Source organism: Marivirga salinae (assembly GCF_030503855.1).
Classification (GTDB): domain Bacteria; phylum Bacteroidota; class Bacteroidia; order Cytophagales; family Cyclobacteriaceae; genus Marivirga; species Marivirga salinarum.
Genome location: NZ_CP129971.1, coordinates 3,299,673 through 3,323,892, shown reverse-complemented (window position 1 = coordinate 3,323,892; position 24,220 = coordinate 3,299,673). Strand labels below are relative to the sequence as shown.

The window sequence follows — 24,220 nt, the reverse complement described above, 5'->3', positions numbered from 1 at the left end:
AAGTATGAATAAGAATGTTTTGAGTGGTGGTTTAGCTATTATAGCGCTAGTGATTGGAATCATGAATTACATAAGTATTGCTGAGCTAAACACTAATATAGAAAAAGAAAGAAATGAAACTGTACAAACAAGTAAGGATAATGCTCATAATGAGGAAGATTACGAATTGGCTAAAGCTATGGGCTACTTGCAGACTTACAGTCATAAATTATATTTAGCAGGTGAAAATGAAAATTGGGAATTATCAGAATTCTATGCTCATGAAATAGAAGAAACAATAGAGGAAATAGAAAATGCTAAAGTTGTGGATGAGGGATATGATATTTCTGCTTTAGTAGGCACTATGACCAATCCAGCTTTTGAAAAAGTGGAAAAATCCATTCATGACGAAAATACTCAAGCCTTTGCAGATTCTTACAAGCTTTTAGTGCAATCTTGTAATGCTTGCCATCAAACTACGAAACATCAGTTTGTTAAAATTGATATTCCAGAAGGTGGGAAAGTTTTTAATCAGAGTTTTTCTAAATAGTTAACATTATTAAGTTTTTATTGGACTACTAGATTTAATTTTGCGTTACTTTTTTACATGCAACAATCCTTTGTAGACTTTATAATGCCCTTTGCTATTGCCTTAATTATGTTCGGCATTGGTTTGGAATTAAAGTTTAAAGATTTTTATAGAGTTTTTATTCAACCAAAAGCGGTTATTACAGGTGTTTTAAGCCAGATGTTTTTAATGCCGCTAATGGCTTTAGCTTTAATTTATTTCTGGCCCATTGATCCTGTTTATAAGGTTGGTTTAATGCTTTTAGCAGCCTGCCCAGGTGGCACAGCATCCAATTTGGTAACAAAATTATTAGGTGGAAGAGTGGCTTTATCCATTTCAATGACGGCCTTTAATAGTTTTATTATATTATTTACAATCCCTGCCATTCTTCAATTAAGTTTTAATTTGTTTTTGGGAAAAGAGCAAGAAATTAACTTAAGCTTTTGGGAAACTACTGCTCAAGTTTTCTATACCGTTATAATTCCTGTCTCTCTTGGGATTTTAGTTAATGAATTTACATCTGATAATTTTACGCAACCAATCAAGAAACCATTAAAATTCATTCTACCATTTATATTAATTTTAGCACTTTTAGCAATTATTTTTTTAGATGAAGATAATAAAGAAGTTAACTATTTGGATCATCTTAATTTGTTAATTCCTCTAATTATTTTCAACTTCATTACTATACTTACGGGCTATAGATTAGGGAAATTCATTGGATTAAGACATGAATCAAATTATACCATAGCAATTGAAATGGGCTTACAAAACAGCGTTTTGGCACTTTTTATAGCTAATCAGGTGGTAGGAAATTCAGCTATCAGTACTATGGCCATTTTGTACAGTAGTTTTTCATTTATCACAACTTTTGGCCTGGCATTTTTGATGCAAAGGAAGCTAATACCTGGTTTTAGAATCTAAATTTCACCCATTCATAACAATTTCTTCACATCCGTACAGATTTCATATTGCGCTATTGGATTAATCCTATATATTTACGACCTAAAATTTAATTCATGGCATCAAGAGGAGGTTTTTCTAACCGTTTAGGTTTTATAGCAGCAGCAGCAGGTTCTGCAGTAGGTTTAGGTAATATTTGGAAGTTCCCTTATGAAGTAGGAGAGAATGGAGGAGCTGCATTTTTGGTAATTTATTTGGCTTGTGCTTTTTTAATCTGTTTACCGATTATGTTGGCTGAAACAGCTATTGGTCGAAATACTAGATTAAATCCGTTTGGGGCATTTAATAAAATCGGAAATCGAAGATGGGGATTAGTTGGCTTAATGGGTGTTTTATCAGGCATTATGATCCTTAGTTTCTACAATGTAGTAGCTGGTTGGGCTTTCGGTTATTTCATACAAATTGGTTTTGGAGGTCTCCTAAGCGAAGGTGTAAATTATGGAGAGTATTTCGGAGGATTTGTTTCTGATATCACCGATAACTTATTGTATTCTATTGGATTCATGGTTTTAACTGCACTCATTGTTGCAGGTGGTGTACAAAAAGGAATCGAAAGATGGACTAAGATCCTAATGCCATTATTAGTAATTATGATTGTTGGCTTAATATCTTATGGCCTAACACTGGATGGTGCCATGGATGGACTATCATTTTATTTGGTGCCTGATTTTAGTGAAATCACAGCTAATACATTCTATACTGCATTAGCTCAAGCTTTCTTCTCTCTTTCTTTAGGGATGGGAGCTTTAATTACTTATGGTTCATACGTTGGTAAAGACGATAGTATAGTTGGAGCAGCTGCTTTGATAACAGTAGCTGATATTTCAATTGCTTTTTTAGCAGGTTTGATGATTTTCCCTTTGGTATTCAGTCAACCGAGTATTGAAGCGAATGCTGGCCCAGGTTTAGTATTTGTAGCTTTGCCAGGGATATTTGAAACAATGGGAAGTATTGGGCCATTTATTGGTGCCTCATTCTTTTTATTATTGTGTTTTGCAGCCTTAACTTCTACAGTTTCTCTATTAGAAGTTCCAGTTGCATTTGTAACCGACCAATTTAAAACCAATCGTAAGAAAACAGTTTATTTAGTTGCTACTTTTATCTTTTTCGTTGGTTTACCAACAATGCTTTCGCAAGGTGCTTCAGATTTCTTTACTAACTTCGTTTATTATGGAGGCGAGGATAAAGATTTCTTTACACTGATTGAAAATGTGTTCTCTGATTTGGCATTGCCTTTAGGAGGTTTCTTTATAGCTATATTTGCTGGATGGTCATGGAAAAATAAAGGTTTCCAAAAAGAACTTTACTTTGGAAATGCTGCTCTTGAAGGTACTTTTCTAGAAAAAATGATAATGTTTATGGTAAGATTTGTTTCGCCATTTGTGGTTGGTGCTATCTTTATAATAAGTGTGCTACAGATATTCTTTAATATTTCATTATTCTAATATTTTGAAAATATACTAACTAAAAAAGGCTCGAATTTTCGAGCCTTTTTTATTAAAATTTAAAACTGATTTATAAATCAAAATGGAATCATACAGCATAAGCACTCTACTAGGAGACCTATAGAATTTGATCTCAAACAGGCAACCGCTGATCCGTCTAAATGCATCTTGCATATGCTGAATCCATTGCGTCATTAAGTGGAGAAACTCCTTTAAATGCTCTAATTTTATCGTCCATAGTAGTGGTTTTTAATAGTAGGGTCTTCTAAATAACCCTACCTTTAACAATTTTCCCAAGGACCATTTATTGTGATTTTAGTAAAGGATTTGCCCGCCTTACGGTAAAGGCCATCTCCTCCGCCTATCCAAAAGCGACCCTCTTTGTCTTCAAAAATAGATTGCACTGCTCGAATGGGGAGACCTTCTTGCTTGCTGAAGTTCGTAATAGTGCCTTCTTTGTAACGATAAATACCAAAACCTTCAGAACTGAACCACACATTGCCAGACTTATCTTCATAAATAGTGCATACTTCGTTGTTTCCAATACCGTTCTCCACTGAGTAGTGAGAAAAAGAGATGCCATCATATCTGCTTAAACCTCCAAATCTGGTACCTATCCAAATATTCCCTTTAGAATCTGCCAAAATGCTGAGCACATTATTATCACTTAAACCATCTTTTTGGGTGATAACACTAAAGGAATCACCATTATATTTATAAATGCCCTGCCCATCAGTGCCAAACCACAGATTCCCTTTGTTGTCTTCCGTGATGCTCCTTACTATGCTGTTTGGGAAATTAGGAATTGGAAAAGGATTGAATTTATTTCCATCATATCGACAAAGTCCCTTAGTTGTACCTGCCCAAATGGTTCCGTGACTATCCTGAAATATACTCCAGACTCTATTACTTCTCAATCCATTTTTACTGGTGTAATTAGTAAATGCTTTACCATCATACTTCGATACGCCTCCATTAGTGGAGAACCAGAGATTCCCCTCTTTGTCTTCCGTAATTCCCGTTACCTGTGCACCACTCAGGCCTTCATTTATGGAGAAATAGCTAAGGGTATCACCATCGTATCGGCTCACGCCAACAGCATTGGAAGCGAACCACAGATGCCCTTTTTGATCCTGAAATATTCTTCTTACATATTCGCTGACTTGTGGATATTTAATATTTTCGTGTTTATCAAAAGTACTCCAAAATGAGTTTTCATCAGCATATAACGTAACAATTTCTTGAGTACTAGCTGTTTTGGCAGCAGGGACTTTAGTTAAATCAGTATTTTTATTCTTACTACTAGATTTCTCTTGTTTGCTGCAAGCAGTAATCAACCCTATAGAGAGAAGTAAAAAATAGCTTTTTTGTAATAGGAATTTTTTTGTCATCATCATGTTTTTTTTCACAATGATAAGCTTATGCTCATTCTGTAGGCTTTTTCAAGTGTAAAATAATGTAAAAGAAATGTAAATCATTTCTAATAGTAGTTTAATACGATAGATTTGTATCATGATTACTCAATACCTTAAAACTATCATTTTTGTTTGCTTACTTCTGTGCTTCTCCGCTCTTTCTGGCTATGCTCAAGAGGAGATATATGAAAGACATATTCAGGTATCTATGAGGGTGATGGGGCATGAAGTGCTGCTTAGTGCGGGGGATAGTAGCTCACGTGTATTACCAATAGAGAAAGAGGAAGATAGGTATGGATTAGGATTTGAAAGTGAATTGCAATTTAAACCTGAAGTGCTTGTCGTGACTATTGATAGTGCAGTTAAAAAAACAGGGATTGCAAGCAGTTATATAGTGGAGGTGGAAGAATGTGTTTCCGGCAAGGTAGTTTACAGTTATGAAATAGGGGGGTCGGTTAAACAGGATTTGGTGCCTTGTGTTAACAGGATGTTGCCCAAAGCTTGCTATCGTATTTTCTTTACGATAGTGGAACCTAATAATTTGCTACACTCTTTTTATGAACCGCCTGTTGAATCCCCAAAAAATGCCCTTTTGGAGGCAAAAGGAGTGAATTATTTGGCTTTTGGTATACCAGGATTAGCGTTGCTGCTCTTGATTGGATTGTTTCTGTATTCTCAAAAGAACAAACCAAAAGCCAAGCACGACCCAAATCTTACATCAATAGGAGCCTATCAGTTTAATAAGAAAAGTATGGAGCTTTCATTCAAAGGTGAAATCATTGAATTGTCTAGTAAAGAAGCGGATTTACTTAAGCTACTCTTGAACTATGTGAATAGCACGGTGGAACGCGAACATATTCTGAAAACGATTTGGGGAGACGAGGGTAGTTATATTGGGCGGACTTTGGATGTTTTTATTTCTAAGTTGCGGAAGAGACTGGAGGCAGATACCAGTGTGAAAATTGTCAATGTTCGCGGGATAGGCTATAAGCTTATTTTGAAAGGGTAGGTTGGTTAGTTTTGCTTGTAAAGATATAGTTTTTAATGATTCCCTTTTTGTGCTGTGCACGTGTTTTGCTGCGCAACGCACTATAGTAGAAAATTTTATTCATGGTTCAAATTAAGCCTAACATATGGCTAAAAACAATTGCGTTTTGCGAAAGCATAGACACAATTTGTTTACATACTAATATCAGTTACTCTAAATTCTGAAAAGCCACTTTTCAAATGACACTTTGTAGGTTTTGGTAGTAAACTGAATATACAGTAATGTTATAGTTTTTCTTTAAAAAGCCTAAACATAATCTATGGAGCTGTAAATCAATACCTTTTGGATTGCTGTTTGGAACTTCTTATTTCAGAGGTTTTCCTAATTTTTCTAAGGTATTCTTTTTATAAAATTCTCCGATAGGAAGTTCAATTTTGCCTATTTCTACATCATTTTTGGTATATGCCGTCACTTTATCACGGTTCACAATATAAGACCGATGGATTCTCAAAAAACTTGGATTTAGCTTTTCTTCAAAAGCGGTGAGGCTGTGTTTGAACATTAATGTTTCTTCTGCTAAGTGGATTTTTAGATAGTCTTTAAAGCTTTCCACAAAGAAAATATCATTAAGTATGAGCCGGAGGTTTTTCTTATTGATTTGAATGTAAATGGAATCTTTGCTATCCATTGTTTCCAAAGGTTTTTGTATTGCCAAAAACTTTTCGATGGCTTTAAAAAAACGTTCAAAGGTGATGGGTTTTAATATATAATCGACAGCGTCCAACTCAAAACCTTCGACTGCATAATCACGGTGGGCAGTAGTGAAAATCACTTTGGGTTCTGCTTTTAGATTTTTCACGAAGGCAGTACCTTTCAGCACCGGCATTTCGATATCCATAAAAAGCAAGTCAACGGTTTCACTTTGAAGAAATTGATGGGCTTCTATTGCGGAAGAGCAGGAAGCTAAGAGCTCAAAATCACTCAATTGCGAAAGGTGGTTTTCTATGAGTTGTCTTGCTAGCTCTTCATCATCTACAATGATACATTTATAAGTCATTAGGAGTTATTTTAAGAGTAATTAAAAAGGATTTTTGCTTGTTGACTACCTCCAAATGATACTGTTTAGGATACAGTAATTCAAGTTGTCTTCTGATGTTTTGTAAACCAATGGCGTCTTGAAGCCTATTTTCCTCAACACTTTTCAAAACAGGTTTTGAGTTTTCAATCTTAAATAGGATGTTATCTTTATTGCCTTCCACCAGAATGTTAATCTTAGCAACATTAAGTTCCTGGGTTACGCCATGTTTAAAAGCATTCTCAACAAAGGTGAGCAGGAGTAAAGGCGCTACTTTTACTTCATCTTTTTGGCTATGATCAAACGAAAGATCCAGCCTTTTGCCATATCGGATTTTCTCTAATTCAATATAATTGCTGATTAGTGCTATTTCTCCTTTAAGTGAAACAAAATTGTCATTGCATTTATAGAGCATATAGTCTAATATGTCTGAAAGCTTGGCGATGGCTTCCGGTGTTCGATCAGATTTTTGTATCGACAGTGAATAGAGGTTATTGAGCGTGTTGAATAGAAAATGCGGATTCAACTGATGCTTCAATAGGTGTAGTTCAGTCGTTTTCTTTTGTTCTTTCAAACTAATCAGCTCTTGCTGCTTTCTATAATAATCAATCACGATCAGAATTATAGCTGGAAAGATTAGCTCCGTTATGTTGCCAATAAATGCATAGCCATTGGTAATGCGCTCTATAAATTCAAGCGGAGGCCGGTACTGGTAAATTTCAGGATATTTAGGTACAAGATAATAACAGCGTATGGCAGTGTAAAAGACATAGGCAATATAAATGGTAAGTAAACTGAATAAAACAAAGGTAAGTCTTCTCTTTTTCACTACAAAAAGAGATGTGTGCAGGTAAATTAATAAATAAGCCAACATGAGCTGTATAATCGTCTTGGAAAACATGCGTTCGAACAGGAATACTTTGTCCGACTCATGTGGCCAGGAAGAGCTAATGTAGTAGATCAGCATCACACACCAAAAGATAAAATGGTTGAGATTCTTTTTAGAAATTGTTATGTGATGCTGTATCTTCATAAAAAAATAAAGCCGTCTGCAAAGCAGACGGTCATCGGTTTATTTTTGACTCAAATTCTAACAAATTGCGTTTGTACATCTCTTGTTGCTCATCATCCTGTGCTTTTGCTAAGGTCACTGCCTGCTGGTAGTGATTTAAAGCTTCATCCTTTTTGCCCTGAAGTGCTAAGAATTCTGCAAAGCTATCATGAGCATTGGGCGAATCAGGAAACAACCTTAAATTTGTTTTAAATATAATAAAAGCCGAATGCATTTTTTGATTATCAAGGTAGAAATAGCCCATATGATTGATCATAAAATCTTCGAGATGCTTCCTTCGCAATAGAAGTTTAAATAAATCATACACCATAGCCTCCTCTTCTTCAGTTATCTTATTTTTTGCAAGCAGTGCTTTGAGCTTATTAAAGGGCTCTTCTCTATAGCTTTTGGCTGCATCTTGTGCCAGTTTCCTGGCCTTTTCAAACGCATCTTCGCTTGTAGTGGGGATGTCTGGGGTTACACCAATGCCTTCCCAGTTGGACTCAGTGATTGGGTTGATGGATCTGGCGTAGGGCATCAAGATTCCATAGCCTTGGGCTATTGGCATAAAATTTACTGGGTGTGCACCACCGCCTGTATTTTCTCCTACAATCACGGCTCTTTTTCTGCTTTGCAAGTCATAAGCAAATGCCTCAGCTGCTGAAAAAGTGAAATCACTGGTAAGAATGAAGAGAGGTATTTCCAGTCTTTTTTGTCCTTTCACAGTTACCGTCAATAGTTCGCTATAGCTGTCTGTCCTTCTTTCGTACTTCCCGCTGAGTCCTACTCCTTTTTTTAAAAAATAGCTGCTCCAATATAGACCTAGGCTATTTCCTCCTCCATTTTCCCTTAAGTCAATGATGATTGCATCAGCTGTTGAAAAGTACTCCATTACGGCATCTACTTTCGGTATATCTTCTCTACGGAAGCCTTTTAATTCTACATATCCAACATTGCCTGCCAGTAAGTCAATATTTCCAAATCCTCCATTTCTGAATCGTTCCATATTGCGGAGGTGACGGGTAATAAAGTCTAATTCCTCATTTTCCTCATTGGGATGGGGTGGTGGAGGTGGCGGGACGATGTTTAAATGTTTGTCTTTTGTTATCTTTTGCATTTCAACAGAAAGCGCTTGTGCAAATTTTGGAGGATGATCAAAATCTTCGAAGAAATTTGCAGCTAGCAGAGAGTCCAAATGCGCATTGGTTTCTTTGGCTTTATCTAAGAAAATATAATTTTCCAGCATGAGTTCTTGTACCTTCCTGACTACATCAGCCGCTGACTGAGCATTATTTAGAAAGGGAAAACAAATTAAGAGTACAGTTAGAGTTTCTTTTAATCGATTCATCATAGTTGTTTTGTTTGTTTTGGACGGCAACTTAATGAGAAAAGAAAAGCAAATTCTATTCTGTCGACAAACGGTAGATTGGGGTAGACAGAGAGGTGGTAATGGGGAGTGTTTATAATTTTAACAAGATTTAAAATGTGAATAAAGCAAACTAGCTAAATCGGACCTTTATATTTGGGGTGCGATACTGTTTGGTTAAAGAGTCACTTCCTTCTATTTAAGGAAATTAATTGTCACGCCAATATTAAGGAAATTTTGTTTTGCCTATCTCATCTTTTCTGCAATTCCTACCGAATTGGAATCTCCCTATTTCAGCAATTCAGATTAAATCCTAAGAACTGAATTTGGTAATATGACCCACTAAAATATCAACCCCATTTTAATCTTTATCGAGTTCCATAGGGGTATGATTGCCAGTGATTTTACCTTCAATTTGATTGATTAGAATCCTAAAACTGTTTGCCATCAGGAAATCTTACCTCTTCAACATTTTCGTTTTTATAACTATTCGGTATATACATTTAGTTTGAATTATATGGGTTATCATAAAATGTAAAACTTAATCCCTTACATATGCTTTTATTATCAAATCTTGTGTAGGCGCAGTTGGGTCGTTAGTAAAAACGGTGATCCTTTTGATTTGAGTACCTCTTCTACCTTTGGAGTTGAATGTAACTTTTATTTCCCCTGATTCATTCGCGATATAATCCATTTTGTCTAATTCTGATACAGTACAACCACAAGTAGTCTTTGTTTTTCTGATATTTAAGGTGTCTTTACCATTATTAGTAAATTTAAATTCATGTGAAAGCGTTTGACCTTCATCAATATGCCCAAAATCATATTCTAAAGTTTCAAATTGAATATGAGGCGCACTGGCTAATTCTTCTTCCGTCATAGGTGGGAAGTATTCATTGATGGTAGCTATCACATTTAATCCTTTATTACTTTTCTCAACTTCATCTGTAAATAATGTTAAAGGATCATTCATAAACCCTAAATCATTCTTTATTTTAGGTAAGTATATAATTTCTATCTCAGCGGATTTATTGGGCGGTATAATTGCCGGCAGTTTTGCGACTTTTATAAAATCAGCGCATATAAAGCGATCTAAAATGCTAATAGTATCTTCTGATTGGTTGTAGATTTCTATTGTTTTGGTAACTGCTTTCTCAGTTGTAATATTTCCAAAATTGATAAACTTACTTTTAAGTCTAATTTCTCCTAATTCAGTATTGAATTCATCTTCAATACTTTTAGGTTTTGGTTCAACATAACCTGAAATTCTTAGAATCTTTGTTTCAGGCTCGCTAGAAGTCCTTACTGTTACCGTTTTAGCAAATTTTCCGGCTCGGTTCAAAGGATTATAGGCTACTTCAATTTTACCAGTATCTCCTGGCATCAAAGCACTTTTTTCCCAAAATGGCGTGGTACAACCACAGGAAGCCCTTACGGAAGTCAGTCGAATAGAATCCGACCCTGAATTGAAAAAATTGAAAGTGTATTTTACTTGTCCAGCTTTTTCTTCAATGGTTCCAAAATCATGGCTTTCTTCCAAGAATGTAATTTTTGCAGTATTATTTTGTGCAAATACTGTAATGTGGAAAAATAATAGAAAAACAATCGCAAGTGTACTTTTAAGCAAATGAATATTCTTCATAAATTCGTTTTTTAGTTGTAAACGAAGATACGCATTTCTTCTTTTTTTGAACCTACTATTTACTTTGATTTTATATATTTATAATTCTCAAAAGATTTCTAATTTATTCATTTAACAGTTCAAACAATGCCATTTAAAAATTTAAGTTTATTGATTTTACGTCTAGCCGGTGGGCTTATGATGCTTACACATGGGTATCCCAAATTCATGAAATTGTTGTCTGGAGATTTCAGTTTTGCCGATCCTCTTGGATTAGGAGAAGAATTCAGCTTAGTTGCAACTGTTTTTGCAGAATTTATTTGCTCAATTTTAGTAGCTTTAGGGCTCTTTACCCGTTTAGCCAGCGTTCCTATTTTATTCACTATGTTGATTGCTGCTTTAGTGGTTCATAGTGGAGATCCATTCGGAAAGCAGGAAATGGGCTTATTATATGCAGCAGTTTTTGCTGTTACAGCTCTAAATGGTGGAGGTAATTATAGTTTAGATAAAATCATAAGAAATAAAAATATTTAAGATGTCGCGAATTTTAACGGGTATTCAAAGTTCAGGTAAACCACATTTAGGGAATTTGTTGGGAGCAATTATTCCTGCTATTAAATTATCTCAAGATTCAAATAATGAAAGTTTCTTTTTTATTGCTGATTTACACTCTTTAACTACTATTAAAGATGCTGACGTAAGGAAAGACAATGTGAATGCAGTGGCTGCAGCTTGGTTGGCATTTGGCTTTGATACAGATAAGAATTTGTTCTACAGGCAGTCTATGGTACCTCAGGTAACTGAATTGAACTGGTATATGAGTTGCTTCACGCCATTTCCGATGTTAGCAAATGCTCATTCATTTAAGGATAAATCTGATCGTCTGGCTGATGTAAATGCTGGGCTTTTTACTTACCCCGTTTTGATGGCGTGCGATATTATTTTATATGATGCTGATATAGTTCCTGTTGGGAAAGACCAAAAGCAGCATTTGGAAATGACTCGTGATATAGCGAGTGGTTTCAATCATCGTTATGGAGATGTTTTCGTGTTGCCTGAAGCTAGAATTGATGAGCAAATCATGACAATTCCGGGCACTGATGGTCAGAAAATGAGTAAATCTTACGGCAATACTATCGATATTTTCCAAACCGATAAAAAACTGAGGAAAAATGTGATGCAAATCATTACAGATAGTACGCCAATGGAGGAGCCTAAAAATCCAGATGATTGTAATGTATACAATATCTATAAATTATTGGCTTCAGATGAACAAGTAGCTGAAATGCGAAAGAATTATGAAGGTGGTAATTATGGTTATGGTCATGCTAAGCAAGCGCTTTATGAGTTGATAGTTGAAAAATATTCTAAAGAAAGGGAGCTCTATAACCATTATATGGAAAATATAGATGAGCTTCATAAGAAACTAGAAAAAGGCGAAGAGAAAGCTGCAGAAATAGCTACTAAAACATTGAAAAGGGTACGGAAAGTTTTGGGGTTTTGATTTGATCACCAAAAACTTAGTGCTTATATATTAATATTTTTATCGAAAATCTAGGTTCTAGAATCTAGACTCTAATATCTCAGAAATGGATCACATAATTAAAATTGCAGGGGAATTAAATGTTCGTCCCCAACAGGTAAAAGCGGTAGTAGAATTATTAGATGGCGGTGCTACGGTGCCTTTTATTTCCCGATATAGAAAAGAAATGACGGGCAGTTTGGATGAGGTAGCTGTGGCAGATGTTCGGGATCGTGTGCAACAATTGCGCGATTTGGACAAAAGGAGAGAGGCAATCTTGAAGTCCATAAAGGAACAAGAAAAACTAACACCTGAACTGGAAAAGGAAATCAATGCAGCCGAAACCATGTCTAAACTGGAGGATATTTACCTTCCTTACAAGCCTAAAAGAAGAACAAAGGCGACCATTGCCAGAGAGAAAGGCTTGGAGCGATTAGCTAAGCTTATTTTTGAACAAGGAAATATTGATTTAGAACTTGAAGCAGCAAAATTTATTGATGAAGAAAAAGAGGTTTCTGATATTGAATCTGCTTTGCATGGGGCTAGAGATATAATTGCTGAATGGGTAAATGAGAATGCAGAATTAAGGGAAGATACTCGTAAATTATTCTTAGAAAAAGGAAAGTTCCGATCAAAAGTCTTAAGTGGGAAGGAAACTGAAGGTCAGAAGTACAAAGATTACTTTGAATGGGAAGAAAATGTGAAAACAGCTCCTTCTCATAGAATTTTGGCAATGAGAAGAGGGGAGAAGGAAATGATCTTAATGTTGGATATCAGTCCGGAGGAAGAAGATGCTCTTTTTATCATGGAGAAGCATTTTGTTAAGGCTGATAACGAAGCTGCTCAGCAAGTGAAAACAGCTTTGGCAGATGCTTATAAAAGATTATTAAAGCCCAGCATGGAAACTGAAATCCGTATTTTCACAAAGAAAAAAGCAGATGAAGAAGCCATTAAAGTGTTCTCAGATAATCTGAGACAACTCTTGTTGGCAGCACCAATGGGACAGAAAAATGTGATGGCAGTGGATCCTGGTTTCAGAACAGGTTGTAAACTAGTTTGCCTTGATAAACAAGGTAAATTATTGTTTAATGAAGCAATCTATCCAAATGAACCGCAGCTTCAAACTACCAAAGCTGCTACTTTAATTTTACAATTAGTAGATAAATATAATGTAGAAGCCATAGCTATAGGGAATGGGACTGCAGGAAGAGAAACCGAAAAATTTATAAACTCCATTGGATTGCCTAAATCTGTGATGGTAGTGATGGTGAATGAAAGTGGGGCTTCGGTGTACTCTGCATCTGAAGTAGCACGAGATGAATTTAAAGAGTATGATTTAACAGTTCGTGGTGCAGTTTCTATTGGTAGAAGGTTGATGGATCCATTGGCTGAACTGGTGAAAATTGATGCGAAATCAATAGGGGTTGGCCAATACCAACATGACGTAGATCAAAATTTACTGAAAGCTGGCTTGGATGACACTGTGGTAAGTTGTGTGAACAATGTTGGGGTTGAATTGAATACTGCCAGTAAGCAATTATTGACTTATGTTTCTGGTTTAGGACCTTCCATTGCAGAAAATATAGTGAATTATCGAAATGAAAATGGCGCTTTTAAAAGCAAAGAAGAATTGAAAAAAGTCCCACGTTTAGGAGATAAGGCTTTTGAACAAGCAGCTGGTTTCTTACGTATAAGCGATGCTAAAAATCCATTAGATAGTAGTTCAGTGCATCCTGAGCGCTATGCTTTAGTCAATAAAATGGCGAAAGATGTCCAAGCTTCTATAACTGATTTGATGGGCAGCAAAGAATTGCGAGAGAAGTTGGATATGAAGAAATATGTGACTGAATCTGTTGGATTACCAACTTTACAAGATATCATGCAGGAATTGGCTAAGCCGGGCCGAGATCCTCGAGAGCAATTTGAAGCTTTTTCATTTACCGAAGGGGTGAATGAGATTAAGGATTTGAAAGTGGGAATGAAACTGCCCGGCATTATAACCAATATCACAAATTTTGGTGCTTTTGTGGATGTAGGAGTTCATCAGGACGGATTGGTGCATGTAAGCCACATAGCTGATAAATTTGTGAGCAATCCTGCCGAAGTAGTGAATGTAGCCCAGAAAGTAGAAGTAACAGTGATGGAAGTAGATGAAGCTCGAAAGCGTATATCATTTTCCATGAAAAAGGATCCTTTTAAACAACAATCAAAAGAAGAAAAGCCAAAGGGTAAATTTAAACGGAAAGTAGAAGAAAAAGAGCCAGAAGGTGATTTTCAAGCTAAATTAGCAGCATTGAAAGGTAAATTTGGCTGATGAAAAATTGTATTGCCTATCTTTCTAAAGTAGAGGATAGGCAATTTTCCGAATTTTAACTTCCCATAAAACAGATCATTTAATCACCGCTACACCCCACTTTCTACTTCCTAATTCAAGCTTTTTACTTCCAACTTCCTGCTTTGTCATATTTACAGATATCATAGTATTATATCGGACTTGTAAATTTTATAGTTTATATTAAGTAATTACTAAACTTATAAACTAAACTATAATAACTATGGCAAATTGTTTTGCACTAATGGGTTGGAGTTTACCCGTAATCGAGAGTATGCAAAAACTCAATAAACCTTATGTAGTGGTATCATTTCCTGATTTTGAGGATTATGCCAAAGAGCATGATATCCCTTTTGTTGCTTATCAATTTGATGAATGGAGTGATACTTCCAATTCTTTGGATTTACATGAGAAATTAAAACCCTTTAATGTGGATGTGGCTGTACCGCTATTTGAAGAAACAGTAGAATGGGCAGGTGCATTGAATTCTATTTACAGGGATGATCCTCGTGTTTTAAACCGAGCATTTCTATTTAGAAATAAAGCCATGATGAAGAGAAAAGCTTTAATTGGTGGTTTGCGTGTAGGTTTATTTGAAGAGGTTTACAACAAAGAAGGTGTTAAGGCCTTTATGAAAAGGTTAAATCAGGCTAACCTCCAAGTAGATGGAGAAGAAGATAGCTGGGTACATATTAAACCTTTTGCATCAGCAGGTACTGTTGGGCACCGATTATTGCGCTCTATGGATGACGTTGATGAAAAATGTCAAGAGGATGATTTTCCTTGCTTAGCAGAAAGCCACTTACCAGGAACAGAATTTTCATGTGAAGCATTTGTTCATAAAGGGAAAATTAGATTCTTAAATATTACCGAATATGTGAAATTAGGGTATTCTAATTTCATTCCTGAAGGAAATTTACTGCATAGCAAACGTGATAGAATCATGAAAGAAATGCAGAAGTTGGTAGATTTATTCGGCATTGAATATGGAATGATTCATCCAGAATGGTTCTTAACTGAAGATGATACCTTAAGTTTTGGTGAGGTGGCTTGCCGAATCCCTGGTGGTCACATTCTAGAACTAGCGGGCAAAGCTTATGATTTTGATGCTTTAGGAGCATTTGTATTGTGCCACGATCCTGATCTAACGGAAGAGGAGTTGAATGAAATATTACCAGCAATAGATGCAAGGCCTAAGAATTTCTACGGAAATGTGATGATTTATCCTCATAAGAATTCTATTTCCAAATTAGAAATACCTGAGGAGTTAAAAGAAGAGCCATATTTCTTAGACCATAACTTGGTGCCACCGATGACTACCCAAAAAATAAGTGATCGTGATGGTTTCGGGAACCATTTTGGTACAGTAAACTTTAAGGGAGAAGACCCTGATAGAATGACGGAATTATTATTACATTATGAAAATGTAGATTTCTATCATTAAGTAACAAATATATGGAGCAAGCGTCTCGCTTGTGTTCATGAAATTAAAAATCAAAAACTAGCGCAAGCATTAGCTTGTGCTAGTTTTTATTGAATTCTATATTCTTTGCATCATTTGATGCTAAATTGAATATTATTAACGCTTGTCATTTTTTAACTTTGGCAATGAATCTTATAAATTTTTAGAATCCCATGGGGAATCAAACATTAATTGACAATAGTAATCAAAAATTACAAGAACTATTAGAAGAGTTCACCTCTGCGACTTCTTTAACAAGACCAGAGAAAGCGAACCGTCTAATGGGACAAATCGATATTTTAAGTGATTCTGTGGAAGGATTGACTTTAGTATATGATTTGATTGAAGAAATATCCGAAGGTGGAATTTTTAACGAATCACCTTGGGCAGATCCTTCTAAATTAGTTGCGGGATTAGTGAATGGAACTTTGAAAAGCGGTCATCCTAATTCCACAATTGAACTTTTAAGTGAACTCAGATTACTGGCTATAGCTAAAGGCGATTACAAAACAGATATTATTTCTGCAGAAGATGCCGAAAGTTTCATACAGGAAGTTATTGTGGCAAATTTAGAATTTGTGTTCAATGATCCTGTAGAAGAGACCCGCCTTACCATGAGCGAGCATGAATTGCATAAAGTTCACAACCTCTTTAATTTTCTTTCTCAGCACATTCACTTAGATGATGTGAAGGAAACATTGGCAGAAGAACTTACGCTGATTTGTGAACAAAGACCTGTGGTTACCGAAAAGCAAAGAAAAATTATTGCTTTAGTTAAGGAAAAAATTGAATTAGATCCTAAAAAGGAAGGAGATCAAAAATTATTAAGCTTCCAAAGATGCATTTATAGACCAACTGATCATACTGCCGATAAAAATGTTACGGAGTATCAGGCTGTATTGGAAGGTTTAAATAATACAGAACTGTATGTTGAGGCAGAGCTTATGGGCAAGTCAATGCTGAAATATGGATTGGTGAGCCAGTATCATGCTGTACTCTTAAAGTTCTTGATTGAAAATGAGTATTTTCAAACAGTTCCGGTTGCATTAGGATTAACACCAGTAGGTGAGACCAGATGGAATGAGCTTACAGAATATCTATCTGATTTAATATTAAAAACCATCCATATTTATAATGCCCAATGTATTTACGGCTTGGCTAAGATGCTAGAAAATGGTACTATAGCTCGTGAGGCGGTTAGATCGGGCTTATCTAATTTAAGTGGGATAAAAATCAATCCGAAAGTGGAAGAAAGGATTTTGAAATCCACTAGAAACCCACATCAGGCTGTGAGTGCCAGACAATATTTGATTGGCGCACTTTTTAGAATATTGGGACAACCTCTTGGTGTAGGTCAAGGAAACAATCCTACCTGTCAAAGTGCCAGAGGAATCAGTATGTGGAGTCAGCATGCACCTGCGAAGTTGATCAACATGGTGCAGACCGCAGCAGTCACCAATGATATCACTTTCCGATTTGAAGGTCAGGAAATTAAAGCTTCTGTAACGGGACAAGGTTTAGTACAAAATCTGGATTATAACCTAGATGCTGTTTCTGTTACGCTTGTGCCAATGTTGGACAGAATTTATAATGAAATGATGCTCCGTGGCTCAGGTAGGGCAGAAGACCCACATAAATGGGTAAATCCAGCACTATATGGACAATGGATTCAGATTGGATTTGCTTCGGCTTATGATTATTTCTCCAACGCAATAGTTGATTTTGATGGCTTTGTGAGAGTATTTTACGCCATGTGTCATCCTGATTATAATGGAAACCATAGGTTGATTTATCCAAATCCTGTTGGTATTTTTATAACAAGTTCTAAAGGAGAAATGTTAGGTTTCCATGCAGTTTCATTATTGAGAGTAGAAAAAGATCCATCTGGTGATTACAGAGCCTATTTTCTGAACCCTAATAATGAGGGGCGACAGGATTGGGGACAGAATATAAAACCTTCCGTATTCGGGAATGGAGAATATCACGGAGAATCATCTCTTCCATTGTATCAATTTGCTGCAAGGACTTATGCATTCCATTTTAATGATTTAGAAGCAGAAAATATGGTAGATAATATACCTGCCTCAGAAGTAGAAAAAGTTAAAACATTAGCAAAAGATAGCTGGGGGAAATCATATACCTGGCTGGAAACAAAGAAAAAATGGTAAAACACTCTTCGAGAATAGAGCTGAAACAATCAGCATTAAAAGCGAATATTAATTTTATAAAAAAGAAGATAGGAAAAAAAGCTATCTTTTCTTCAGTAGTCAAAGCCAATGCTTATGGTCATGGCATTGAGTCATTTGTACCGATGGCAGAAAAAGCTGGTGTACATCATTTTTCGGTAGCATCCTCTTTTGAAGCAGAAGAGGTACTCAATGCTTGCCATGAGAAAAGCCAAATTATGATCATGGGAATTATTTATGAAGAGGATATCCCATGGGCGATAGAAAATAATATTGAGTTTTTTGTATACAATTATGACCGTTTACCAATCACATTGGAGGCGGCTAAAAAAGTTGGAAAACCTGCTAAAGTTCATATTGAAGTTGAAACAGGAGCTAACAGAACAGGCATGCCTGCTGAAGAATTTCCTAAAGCGATTAGCTTTTTAAAGAAAAATAAAGAGCATATTGTCTTTCAAGGATTATGTACTCACTTTGGAGGTGCTGAAAGCTTGAGCAATCAATTTAAAATTGATAAGCAAAAAGCGAAGTATAAGGAGTTCTTGAAAATCTGCAAGGATAAAAAATTTGAACCTAACATCAGGCATATTGCCTGTTCGGCTGCGGCTTTGGCAATGCCAGATACGGTCTATGATTTGGTGAGAGTAGGTGTAGCTCAATATGGGTTTTGGCCCAGTCCTGATATCTATTATCATCACTTACAAGAGACTGATAAGAAATCAGATGGTGCTTTGAAAAGGATATTTAGCTGGAAAACCGATATAATGGATATTCGGGATGTCCCTGAAGGTGACTTTATCGGATATGGAACAGCGTTTCAAGCAAGTCATAAAATGAAGATAGCAGTGATGCCTTTGGGTTATTCCAATGGTTATCCAAGGGCATTATCCAACAGAGGATATGTTTTGATTAGTGGAAAAAAAGCACCTATAGTGGGTTTAATTAATATGAACTTATTTATGGTGGATATCACACATATTCCTGAAGCTAAAGTGGGAGATGAAGTAGTTTTAATTGGAAGGCAGAAGAATAATGTTATCAATGTGAGTAGTTTTACGAATAGTACTCAACTTTTGAATAATGAAATGTTAAGTAGATTGCCTTCAGCTATTCCTAGAACAATTGTGAAATAAAAAAAGCAGATTAGAAATGGATTTTACAAAACATGAACAAACCGTTATTCAAGAACTTGAAAAAAGGGCAGGGGATGTTTTGTATTTACAGGATATTGCTCCTTATTTCATATCAAAAAGTTGTTTGCAAATATCAACTTATACTCAGACTGCTTATATTCAGGTAGGCGATAATATGCAAAATGCGCTCTCTGAATATTTTCAATTGGTGGTTTTTATAAAGAAATTGGAACAAAATGGGGCTTGTTTTTCAATTCCCTACACTCCGCTAAAAGATAATTTGGTTCAAATTGGCAATAGTGATTTCGAAGAATATCAAAAGCACACCTTAGCAGATGGAGATTTACTAATTCAATTATTTCAGTATGCAGGGAAAAAGTATGTGATTGCACCAAATGCTTCTGAAAAATTTCAGAGTTCTGCTAATCCAGTTCCAATTGCAAAGCAGAATAAGGTTAACCTCATTATTCCTAGCTTTATATTATTTTTGTTATTTGTATTCATAGGTATTATCGGCTATCAATCATATGAGGATCATAATAACTTGAAAATAAAACAAGAAGCAATTGGCGCTAATCTAGAGCAACAATCACAAAACATTGAATTGCTGACCAATCAAATCCAAAATCAAGAAAAACAACAGGACAAAATTCAAGCAGAATTAATAAAAGATATTGATTTAATAAATAATTCATTAGAAGAGCAAAAGAAAAGCTTGCGAAGTGTGCGATATTGGAACCGTAAACAATTCGATCAATTAGAAGAATTGATACTGATTACTAGTCGAGATTCTATGGATTAAATACTTTAATCCTATATTTGATTGCTTTAAAGTCATATTTTCTTATCTTTCATGTTAATTAATCATAACCAATTAACTAACTATGAAAATTTTAGAAAAATTTAAATCCGAAAGTCTTGTTGCATTAGCAGCAATTTTCTTTTTATCAGCGACATTAATTTCATGTGGTGATGGTAAAAAAGAAGCCTCTTCAGATGATGATTCTACAGAAGAAGTAATGATGGAGGAAGAGAGCATGGAGGAAGAAATGCCAATGGAAGAGGAAATGGATAGCACAATGCATGAAGAAGGTGAGCATGAAGAACATCCTTCTGAAGAAGGCGGAGAGCATCCTGCTGAAGAAGGCGGAGAACATCCTTCTGAAGAAGGTGGTGAGCACCCAGAAAACTAAAAGTACCAATCAGTAAACTAAAAAGCCACGAAATTTCAACTTCGTGGCTTTTTTAATGCATAATTTTTTAAAACTATATTTCTTTATTATCTGTTCGGAGGAAGCTGAACGTAGCATTACTCACTTTACTTTCGCCATCCACTTCGAAAATAGGGTAGGCCATAAATTTGACTGGGCTTGATTGAGGAGCTGGTTCAAATTTTAAATCTCTGCCTTTAGTAAACTCAATTCTGTTGGCTGGATGTCTTCCAAAATAATAAGTAGCTAAAGCAGTATATTTATTTCCCTCACTAATATCAACTGGCCACCATTTGTTATCTGCATAAAATTCAGCCCAACAGTGGTATCCATTTATTCCACCATCATCTCTGCTGGAGGGAATTGCTGCACCAATAGCAAAACGAGCTGGGATATTAGCTGTCCTGGCTAAAGAAATAAATAGGGAATGAAACTCAGTACAATTTCCAGTTTTAGAGTCACATGCATAAACTGCATCTCCAGTCCCATATTTTTCATTTTTAGCGTAGCGCATATTATCAATTATGTAATCATAAATTGCTCTAGCTTGAATTAATTTGCTGTCATATTCTTTGCCTTTAGTTGCTTCTGCTACTATTTCTTTAAATCTTTGATTGCCTACAGGCATTAACACATTTCCACTTAAGAATTTATTAAGATTTGGATTTTCTTCCTCATAAGCACCTTTTTCTTTTCTTTTTACATGATAGGTGATTTTCACTGGCTTATTGCTGTGCTCTTCTTTAAGCTCTAAGTATAAGATTTTATTACCATATTCTTTCTCTAATAGCATTTTGTCCTGTCCTTGAATTACCATATTCTTAATTTCAATATCCTGAAATTTATCAGATTGAGCTATGGGAATCCATACTTTGGCTTGATTTTGAATTTCAGGTAGAGTGGTTTCATAATAAAATTCAAACTCATCTTCTCCTTCAATTACTCCAAGCAATTCATTTGAAGCTGATTCAATCGGCACTCTGTGCCAGGTTTTATCTTCCTTTTGCTTCCAGCTGTAGAAAGGTTTTCCATTTAATTTATGAACGGTGGTTTCTGTTACATCCATAGCACCTGGTTTTCCTTCCATAAAGAAATCCACATCATAAACATCACCATTTTCATCTGCTAAATCTACGCATGCAAAATGACGGTTTGGGCCCAGATTGGAAAGGTATTCGGTATGAACCCTGACAAGTTTTAACCTTAATTCCTTATTTTCATCTTTCACATGAAAATAGCCATCTGCCTCTTTGGTTTTATTGTCGATATAATTTTTTATCCCCTTTTCAATATCGGCTATATCTACTTTAGGAGTTGGTTTGGAGCTTTTATTTTTACTTGTTTTCTCTTCTTGAGAATTTTGCTTTTCGCCCGGTTGACATGCAATTAGAAATATGGAAATAAGTAATAGGAGTAAAGTGTTTTTATACATAAAATTCATTTGTTTTCAATTATGTCAATGACTTTATTGGTATTAAGGCAGTAACTTTCATAGTGCTTAAATATTAATTTCCGCTACAAAGGCACGATAACGTATCGTATATTCGAAATTAATTTAAAATCCCACTATTTTTTGCCTTTAAGTTTTTCTAATTCTTTCTGAAGTTTTTCTTTTTCTTCTTGAGCCTTTTTAAGTTCGGTAATGTCTTTGGAAACGGTAGAAACCCCAATTACCTCATCCTTATCATTAAGAATAGGTTCACATCTTGTTTCGATAGTAAGGTTTCCACTTTGAAGCTCTCTTTCCTCTACAATCTTCAATTTTTCACCTGCTAAAGCTTTATCGTATCTAGCTTTCCATTTTTCCAATTGGTCTTTTGGTAATACACTCAAAATACTTAAACCTGGCTCCAAATTTACACCTGATTGTTTGAAACGATTTTTCAAAACTTCATTTACTACCATTATTTCATAATTAACATCAATAGCAAAATAAGTATCTTCTGTATTGTTAATCATTCCATCAAGCACATATCCCCTTTGTGAAAGTTTTTTAGCAGTTTCCTCTCTTTGTATTTCAAGTTGTTTTTCTTTGGTAATATCTCTTGAAAATACTGAAGCGCCTGTAATGGTACCGTCTTTTTGTTTAATAGGGTGTATATCATAATGACGATAGGTATCTTCTCCTTTCACACTGCTTTTAATCGTGAAAGAAAGAAACTCACCCTTGAATACTCTATCATAATAGGCTTTCCATTCCTCACGAACATCGCCTAACATCTCAAGGGCATTGCTACCCTCTTTCATTTTTTCATACTGAGTATCTTTATACCTTTTTTTGATGACATCATTCATCAAAATTATTTTATAATCAGTATCAATTAAAATAATAGAATCAGTTGTATTATTAATTAATGCATTAAGATTTGCTTCTTTTTCGGCCATTTCGGTCTGAGCTCTACCCATTTCTTCTTGGGTGGCTTCCATTTCCTCCATGTTTTGTCGCATCTCCTCTTCCTGAGAACGCATTTGCTCCGTCATCTCCTGAGATTCAATTAAGAGTTTCTTGGTGCGCTCATTGGTTTTTGCATTAGCAATAGTAGAAGCAATATTTTCACCTAATTTCTCAACAAACTCAATTTTGTATTCTGGTATATCTTGAATAGAAGCGATTTCCACAACTCCTTTTATTTCTTCATTTATTTTTAGTGGTACAATTAAAACACACCTTGGAAGCGTTTCACCCAAACCTGATTTAATTTCAACATAGTCTTGAGGAACTTCTGTTAAGTAAATTCTATCACCTTCCTGAACTGATTGACCTACTAAGCCTTCACCTATGGCAATTTCCTTTTTCAATCTCTTTCTACGCTCGTAAGCATAGGCAGCTTCCAATACGATTTTAGATTCTTCATCTTCTTCATCAGGCTCAGACAATACAAATAAAGCTCCCTGATTGGCTTCCATGAATTTTACTAAGTTTGAAATGATTTGGTATGATAATTCCTCGATATTATCATTGTTATTTCGGAGGATGTCTGCAAATTTTGCTAATCCTTCATTTACCCAGCTGCGCTCTTTATCCGCTTTAGCAGATTCTTGCATTTTTTCTCGCATTTGAAGAAGAGAAGCCGCCAAAGAATTATCATGATCTTCATCTAACCCTTTATAATTAGCATCTAATTTACCCTCGCCAATTTTAGTTGTGAAATCCGTGGCATTTTCTAAAATTTCTGCCATAGAGTTGATGTTTTGAGCAATGTAGCCTAATTCATTTTTGCTATTATAGGGTATTTTTTCTGTTAAATTACCTTTCGCTAATTCTCTAGCAGAAAGGGAGATTTTGTATATCGGATTAAGTATCAAATACTTTACAATCCAGTAAATAAATGAACTTAATAGAAAGATATAGAAAAATAGGAGTATGGTATAGAAAGTTTCTGCTTGTTCTTCTTCCTGATTAATTTCCTCAATTAATTTTTTTACTTTTCGCTGTTCCTTTAGAAATGCATTGTATCTTTTTTCAAGATTTTCTTTGGCATCATCAATTGAAGTTTCTCCATCCTGAATATTATATAGTTCTTCTTTTAAAGAATTCCAATAGATTAACAAATCCTCAACTTCCGACTTTAATTTTTCATTGATTTTAACTTCAATTTTATCTTCTCCTAATTGCCCGCCTTTGGTGTAAGCAAATAAAATCCTTTCTATACCTCTAACATGTGAACCTATATTTTCTTTATTCTCGGCTATATATTTTGGTGACAGAGGCAAACTTATATTGTCCAAATTACCAATGGTTTTTGTCCTAAGTAAGCTTTGTTCATTAATGCCAGTATGCATGATCACCAAATAAACGGCAATTGCCAGTAGAAAAATTCCGAAGCCCATTGAATAGGCTAAATTTCTAATTTTCCAGTCGTAAAGTCTTCTTCTCCAGTTTGCCATAATAGATTAATGGTA

19 protein-coding genes are annotated in these 24,220 nt (G+C 35.3%); 12 read left to right on the top strand and 7 right to left on the bottom strand.

The window, feature by feature from the left end:
- Positions 1-4 precede the first annotated feature (4 nt).
- The 3 genes from QYS49_RS13910 to QYS49_RS13900 all read left to right on the top strand — a co-directional run bounded on the left by QYS49_RS13910 (position 5) and on the right by QYS49_RS13900 (position 2,955).
- Positions 5-529, top strand: a complete 525-nt coding sequence (locus QYS49_RS13910; protein ID WP_308348097.1) for a hypothetical protein — start codon at positions 5-7, stop codon at positions 527-529.
- A 57-nt stretch (positions 530-586) separates the two neighbouring features.
- Positions 587-1,471 (top strand): bile acid:sodium symporter family protein, encoded by an 885-nt coding sequence (locus QYS49_RS13905; protein ID WP_308348096.1) that lies wholly within the window; start codon positions 587-589, stop codon positions 1,469-1,471.
- A gap of 95 nt (positions 1,472-1,566) precedes the next feature.
- Entirely contained in the window at positions 1,567-2,955 is a 1,389-nt protein-coding gene (locus tag QYS49_RS13900; protein WP_308348095.1) for a sodium-dependent transporter, read from the top strand.
- 281 nt (positions 2,956-3,236) lie between these two features.
- Here the strand turns inward: QYS49_RS13900 and QYS49_RS13895 are convergent, their stop codons facing one another.
- A complete protein-coding gene (locus QYS49_RS13895) occupies positions 3,237-4,346 on the bottom strand; it encodes a ligand-binding sensor domain-containing protein (RefSeq protein ID WP_308348093.1) in 1,110 nt (369 codons plus the stop codon).
- Positions 4,347-4,467: 121 nt separating this feature from the next.
- On the opposite strand from QYS49_RS13895, the gene QYS49_RS13890 reads away from it, so the two are divergent.
- Positions 4,468-5,379 (top strand): helix-turn-helix domain-containing protein, encoded by a 912-nt coding sequence (locus tag QYS49_RS13890; RefSeq protein ID WP_308348092.1) that lies wholly within the window; start codon positions 4,468-4,470, stop codon positions 5,377-5,379.
- A 343-nt stretch (positions 5,380-5,722) separates the two neighbouring features.
- On the opposite strand, the gene QYS49_RS13885 is transcribed toward QYS49_RS13890, so the two are convergent.
- From QYS49_RS13885 to QYS49_RS13870, 4 genes are all read right to left on the bottom strand, one after another.
- The gene (locus QYS49_RS13885; RefSeq protein WP_308348090.1) at positions 5,723-6,415 is read right to left on the bottom strand and encodes a LytR/AlgR family response regulator transcription factor; all 693 of its coding nucleotides are present in this window, start codon (positions 6,413-6,415) and stop codon (positions 5,723-5,725) included.
- On the bottom strand, positions 6,405-7,466 hold the full coding sequence (locus QYS49_RS13880) for a sensor histidine kinase (RefSeq protein ID WP_308348089.1): 1,062 nt from the start codon (positions 7,464-7,466) through the stop codon (positions 6,405-6,407). The genes QYS49_RS13885 and QYS49_RS13880 overlap by 11 nt, the downstream gene beginning before the upstream one ends.
- A gap of 31 nt (positions 7,467-7,497) precedes the next feature.
- Positions 7,498-8,835: a S41 family peptidase gene (locus QYS49_RS13875; RefSeq protein WP_308348087.1), complete on the bottom strand. Its 1,338-nt coding sequence runs from the start codon at positions 8,833-8,835 to the stop codon at positions 7,498-7,500.
- 556 nt (positions 8,836-9,391) lie between these two features.
- Positions 9,392-10,492, bottom strand: a complete 1,101-nt coding sequence (locus QYS49_RS13870; protein WP_308348086.1) for a DUF1573 domain-containing protein — start codon at positions 10,490-10,492, stop codon at positions 9,392-9,394.
- A 126-nt stretch (positions 10,493-10,618) separates the two neighbouring features.
- Between QYS49_RS13870 and QYS49_RS13865 the strand changes: the two genes are divergently transcribed.
- The 8 genes from QYS49_RS13865 to QYS49_RS13830 all read left to right on the top strand — a co-directional run bounded on the left by QYS49_RS13865 (position 10,619) and on the right by QYS49_RS13830 (position 20,299).
- Positions 10,619-11,005, top strand: coding sequence for a DoxX family protein (locus QYS49_RS13865; RefSeq protein WP_308348085.1), 387 nt, complete (start codon positions 10,619-10,621; stop codon positions 11,003-11,005).
- Between the two features lies 1 nt (position 11,006).
- On the top strand, positions 11,007-11,975 hold the full coding sequence (gene trpS / locus QYS49_RS13860) for a tryptophan--tRNA ligase (RefSeq protein WP_308348084.1): 969 nt from the start codon (positions 11,007-11,009) through the stop codon (positions 11,973-11,975).
- 85 nt (positions 11,976-12,060) lie between these two features.
- Positions 12,061-14,307 carry a Tex family protein gene (locus QYS49_RS13855; RefSeq protein ID WP_308348082.1) on the top strand — a complete coding sequence of 749 codons (2,247 nt, stop codon included), beginning with the start codon at positions 12,061-12,063 and terminating at the stop codon, positions 14,305-14,307.
- A gap of 241 nt (positions 14,308-14,548) precedes the next feature.
- Positions 14,549-15,769 carry an ATP-grasp domain-containing protein gene (locus tag QYS49_RS13850; RefSeq protein ID WP_308348080.1) on the top strand — a complete coding sequence of 407 codons (1,221 nt, stop codon included), beginning with the start codon at positions 14,549-14,551 and terminating at the stop codon, positions 15,767-15,769.
- Between the two features lie 191 nt (positions 15,770-15,960).
- Positions 15,961-17,955, top strand: coding sequence for a hypothetical protein (locus QYS49_RS13845; RefSeq protein ID WP_308348078.1), 1,995 nt, complete (start codon positions 15,961-15,963; stop codon positions 17,953-17,955).
- Positions 17,949-19,106, top strand: coding sequence for an alanine racemase (alr, locus tag QYS49_RS13840; RefSeq protein WP_308348076.1), 1,158 nt, complete (start codon positions 17,949-17,951; stop codon positions 19,104-19,106). The genes QYS49_RS13845 and alr overlap by 7 nt, the downstream gene beginning before the upstream one ends.
- 16 nt (positions 19,107-19,122) lie before the next feature.
- Positions 19,123-19,908, top strand: coding sequence for a hypothetical protein (locus QYS49_RS13835; RefSeq protein ID WP_308348075.1), 786 nt, complete (start codon positions 19,123-19,125; stop codon positions 19,906-19,908).
- A gap of 82 nt (positions 19,909-19,990) precedes the next feature.
- The gene (locus QYS49_RS13830) at positions 19,991-20,299 is read left to right on the top strand and encodes a hypothetical protein (RefSeq protein WP_308348074.1); all 309 of its coding nucleotides are present in this window, start codon (positions 19,991-19,993) and stop codon (positions 20,297-20,299) included.
- Between the two features lie 73 nt (positions 20,300-20,372).
- Here QYS49_RS13830 and QYS49_RS13825 read toward each other — a convergent pair whose 3' ends face one another.
- A complete protein-coding gene (locus QYS49_RS13825) occupies positions 20,373-21,758 on the bottom strand; it encodes a transglutaminase-like domain-containing protein (protein ID WP_308348073.1) in 1,386 nt (461 codons plus the stop codon).
- Positions 21,759-21,883: 125 nt separating this feature from the next.
- Complete coding sequence (locus QYS49_RS13820; protein WP_308348072.1) at positions 21,884-24,205, bottom strand: GAF domain-containing protein; 2,322 nt, start codon at positions 24,203-24,205, stop codon at positions 21,884-21,886.
- Between the last annotated feature and the right edge of the window lie 15 nt (positions 24,206-24,220).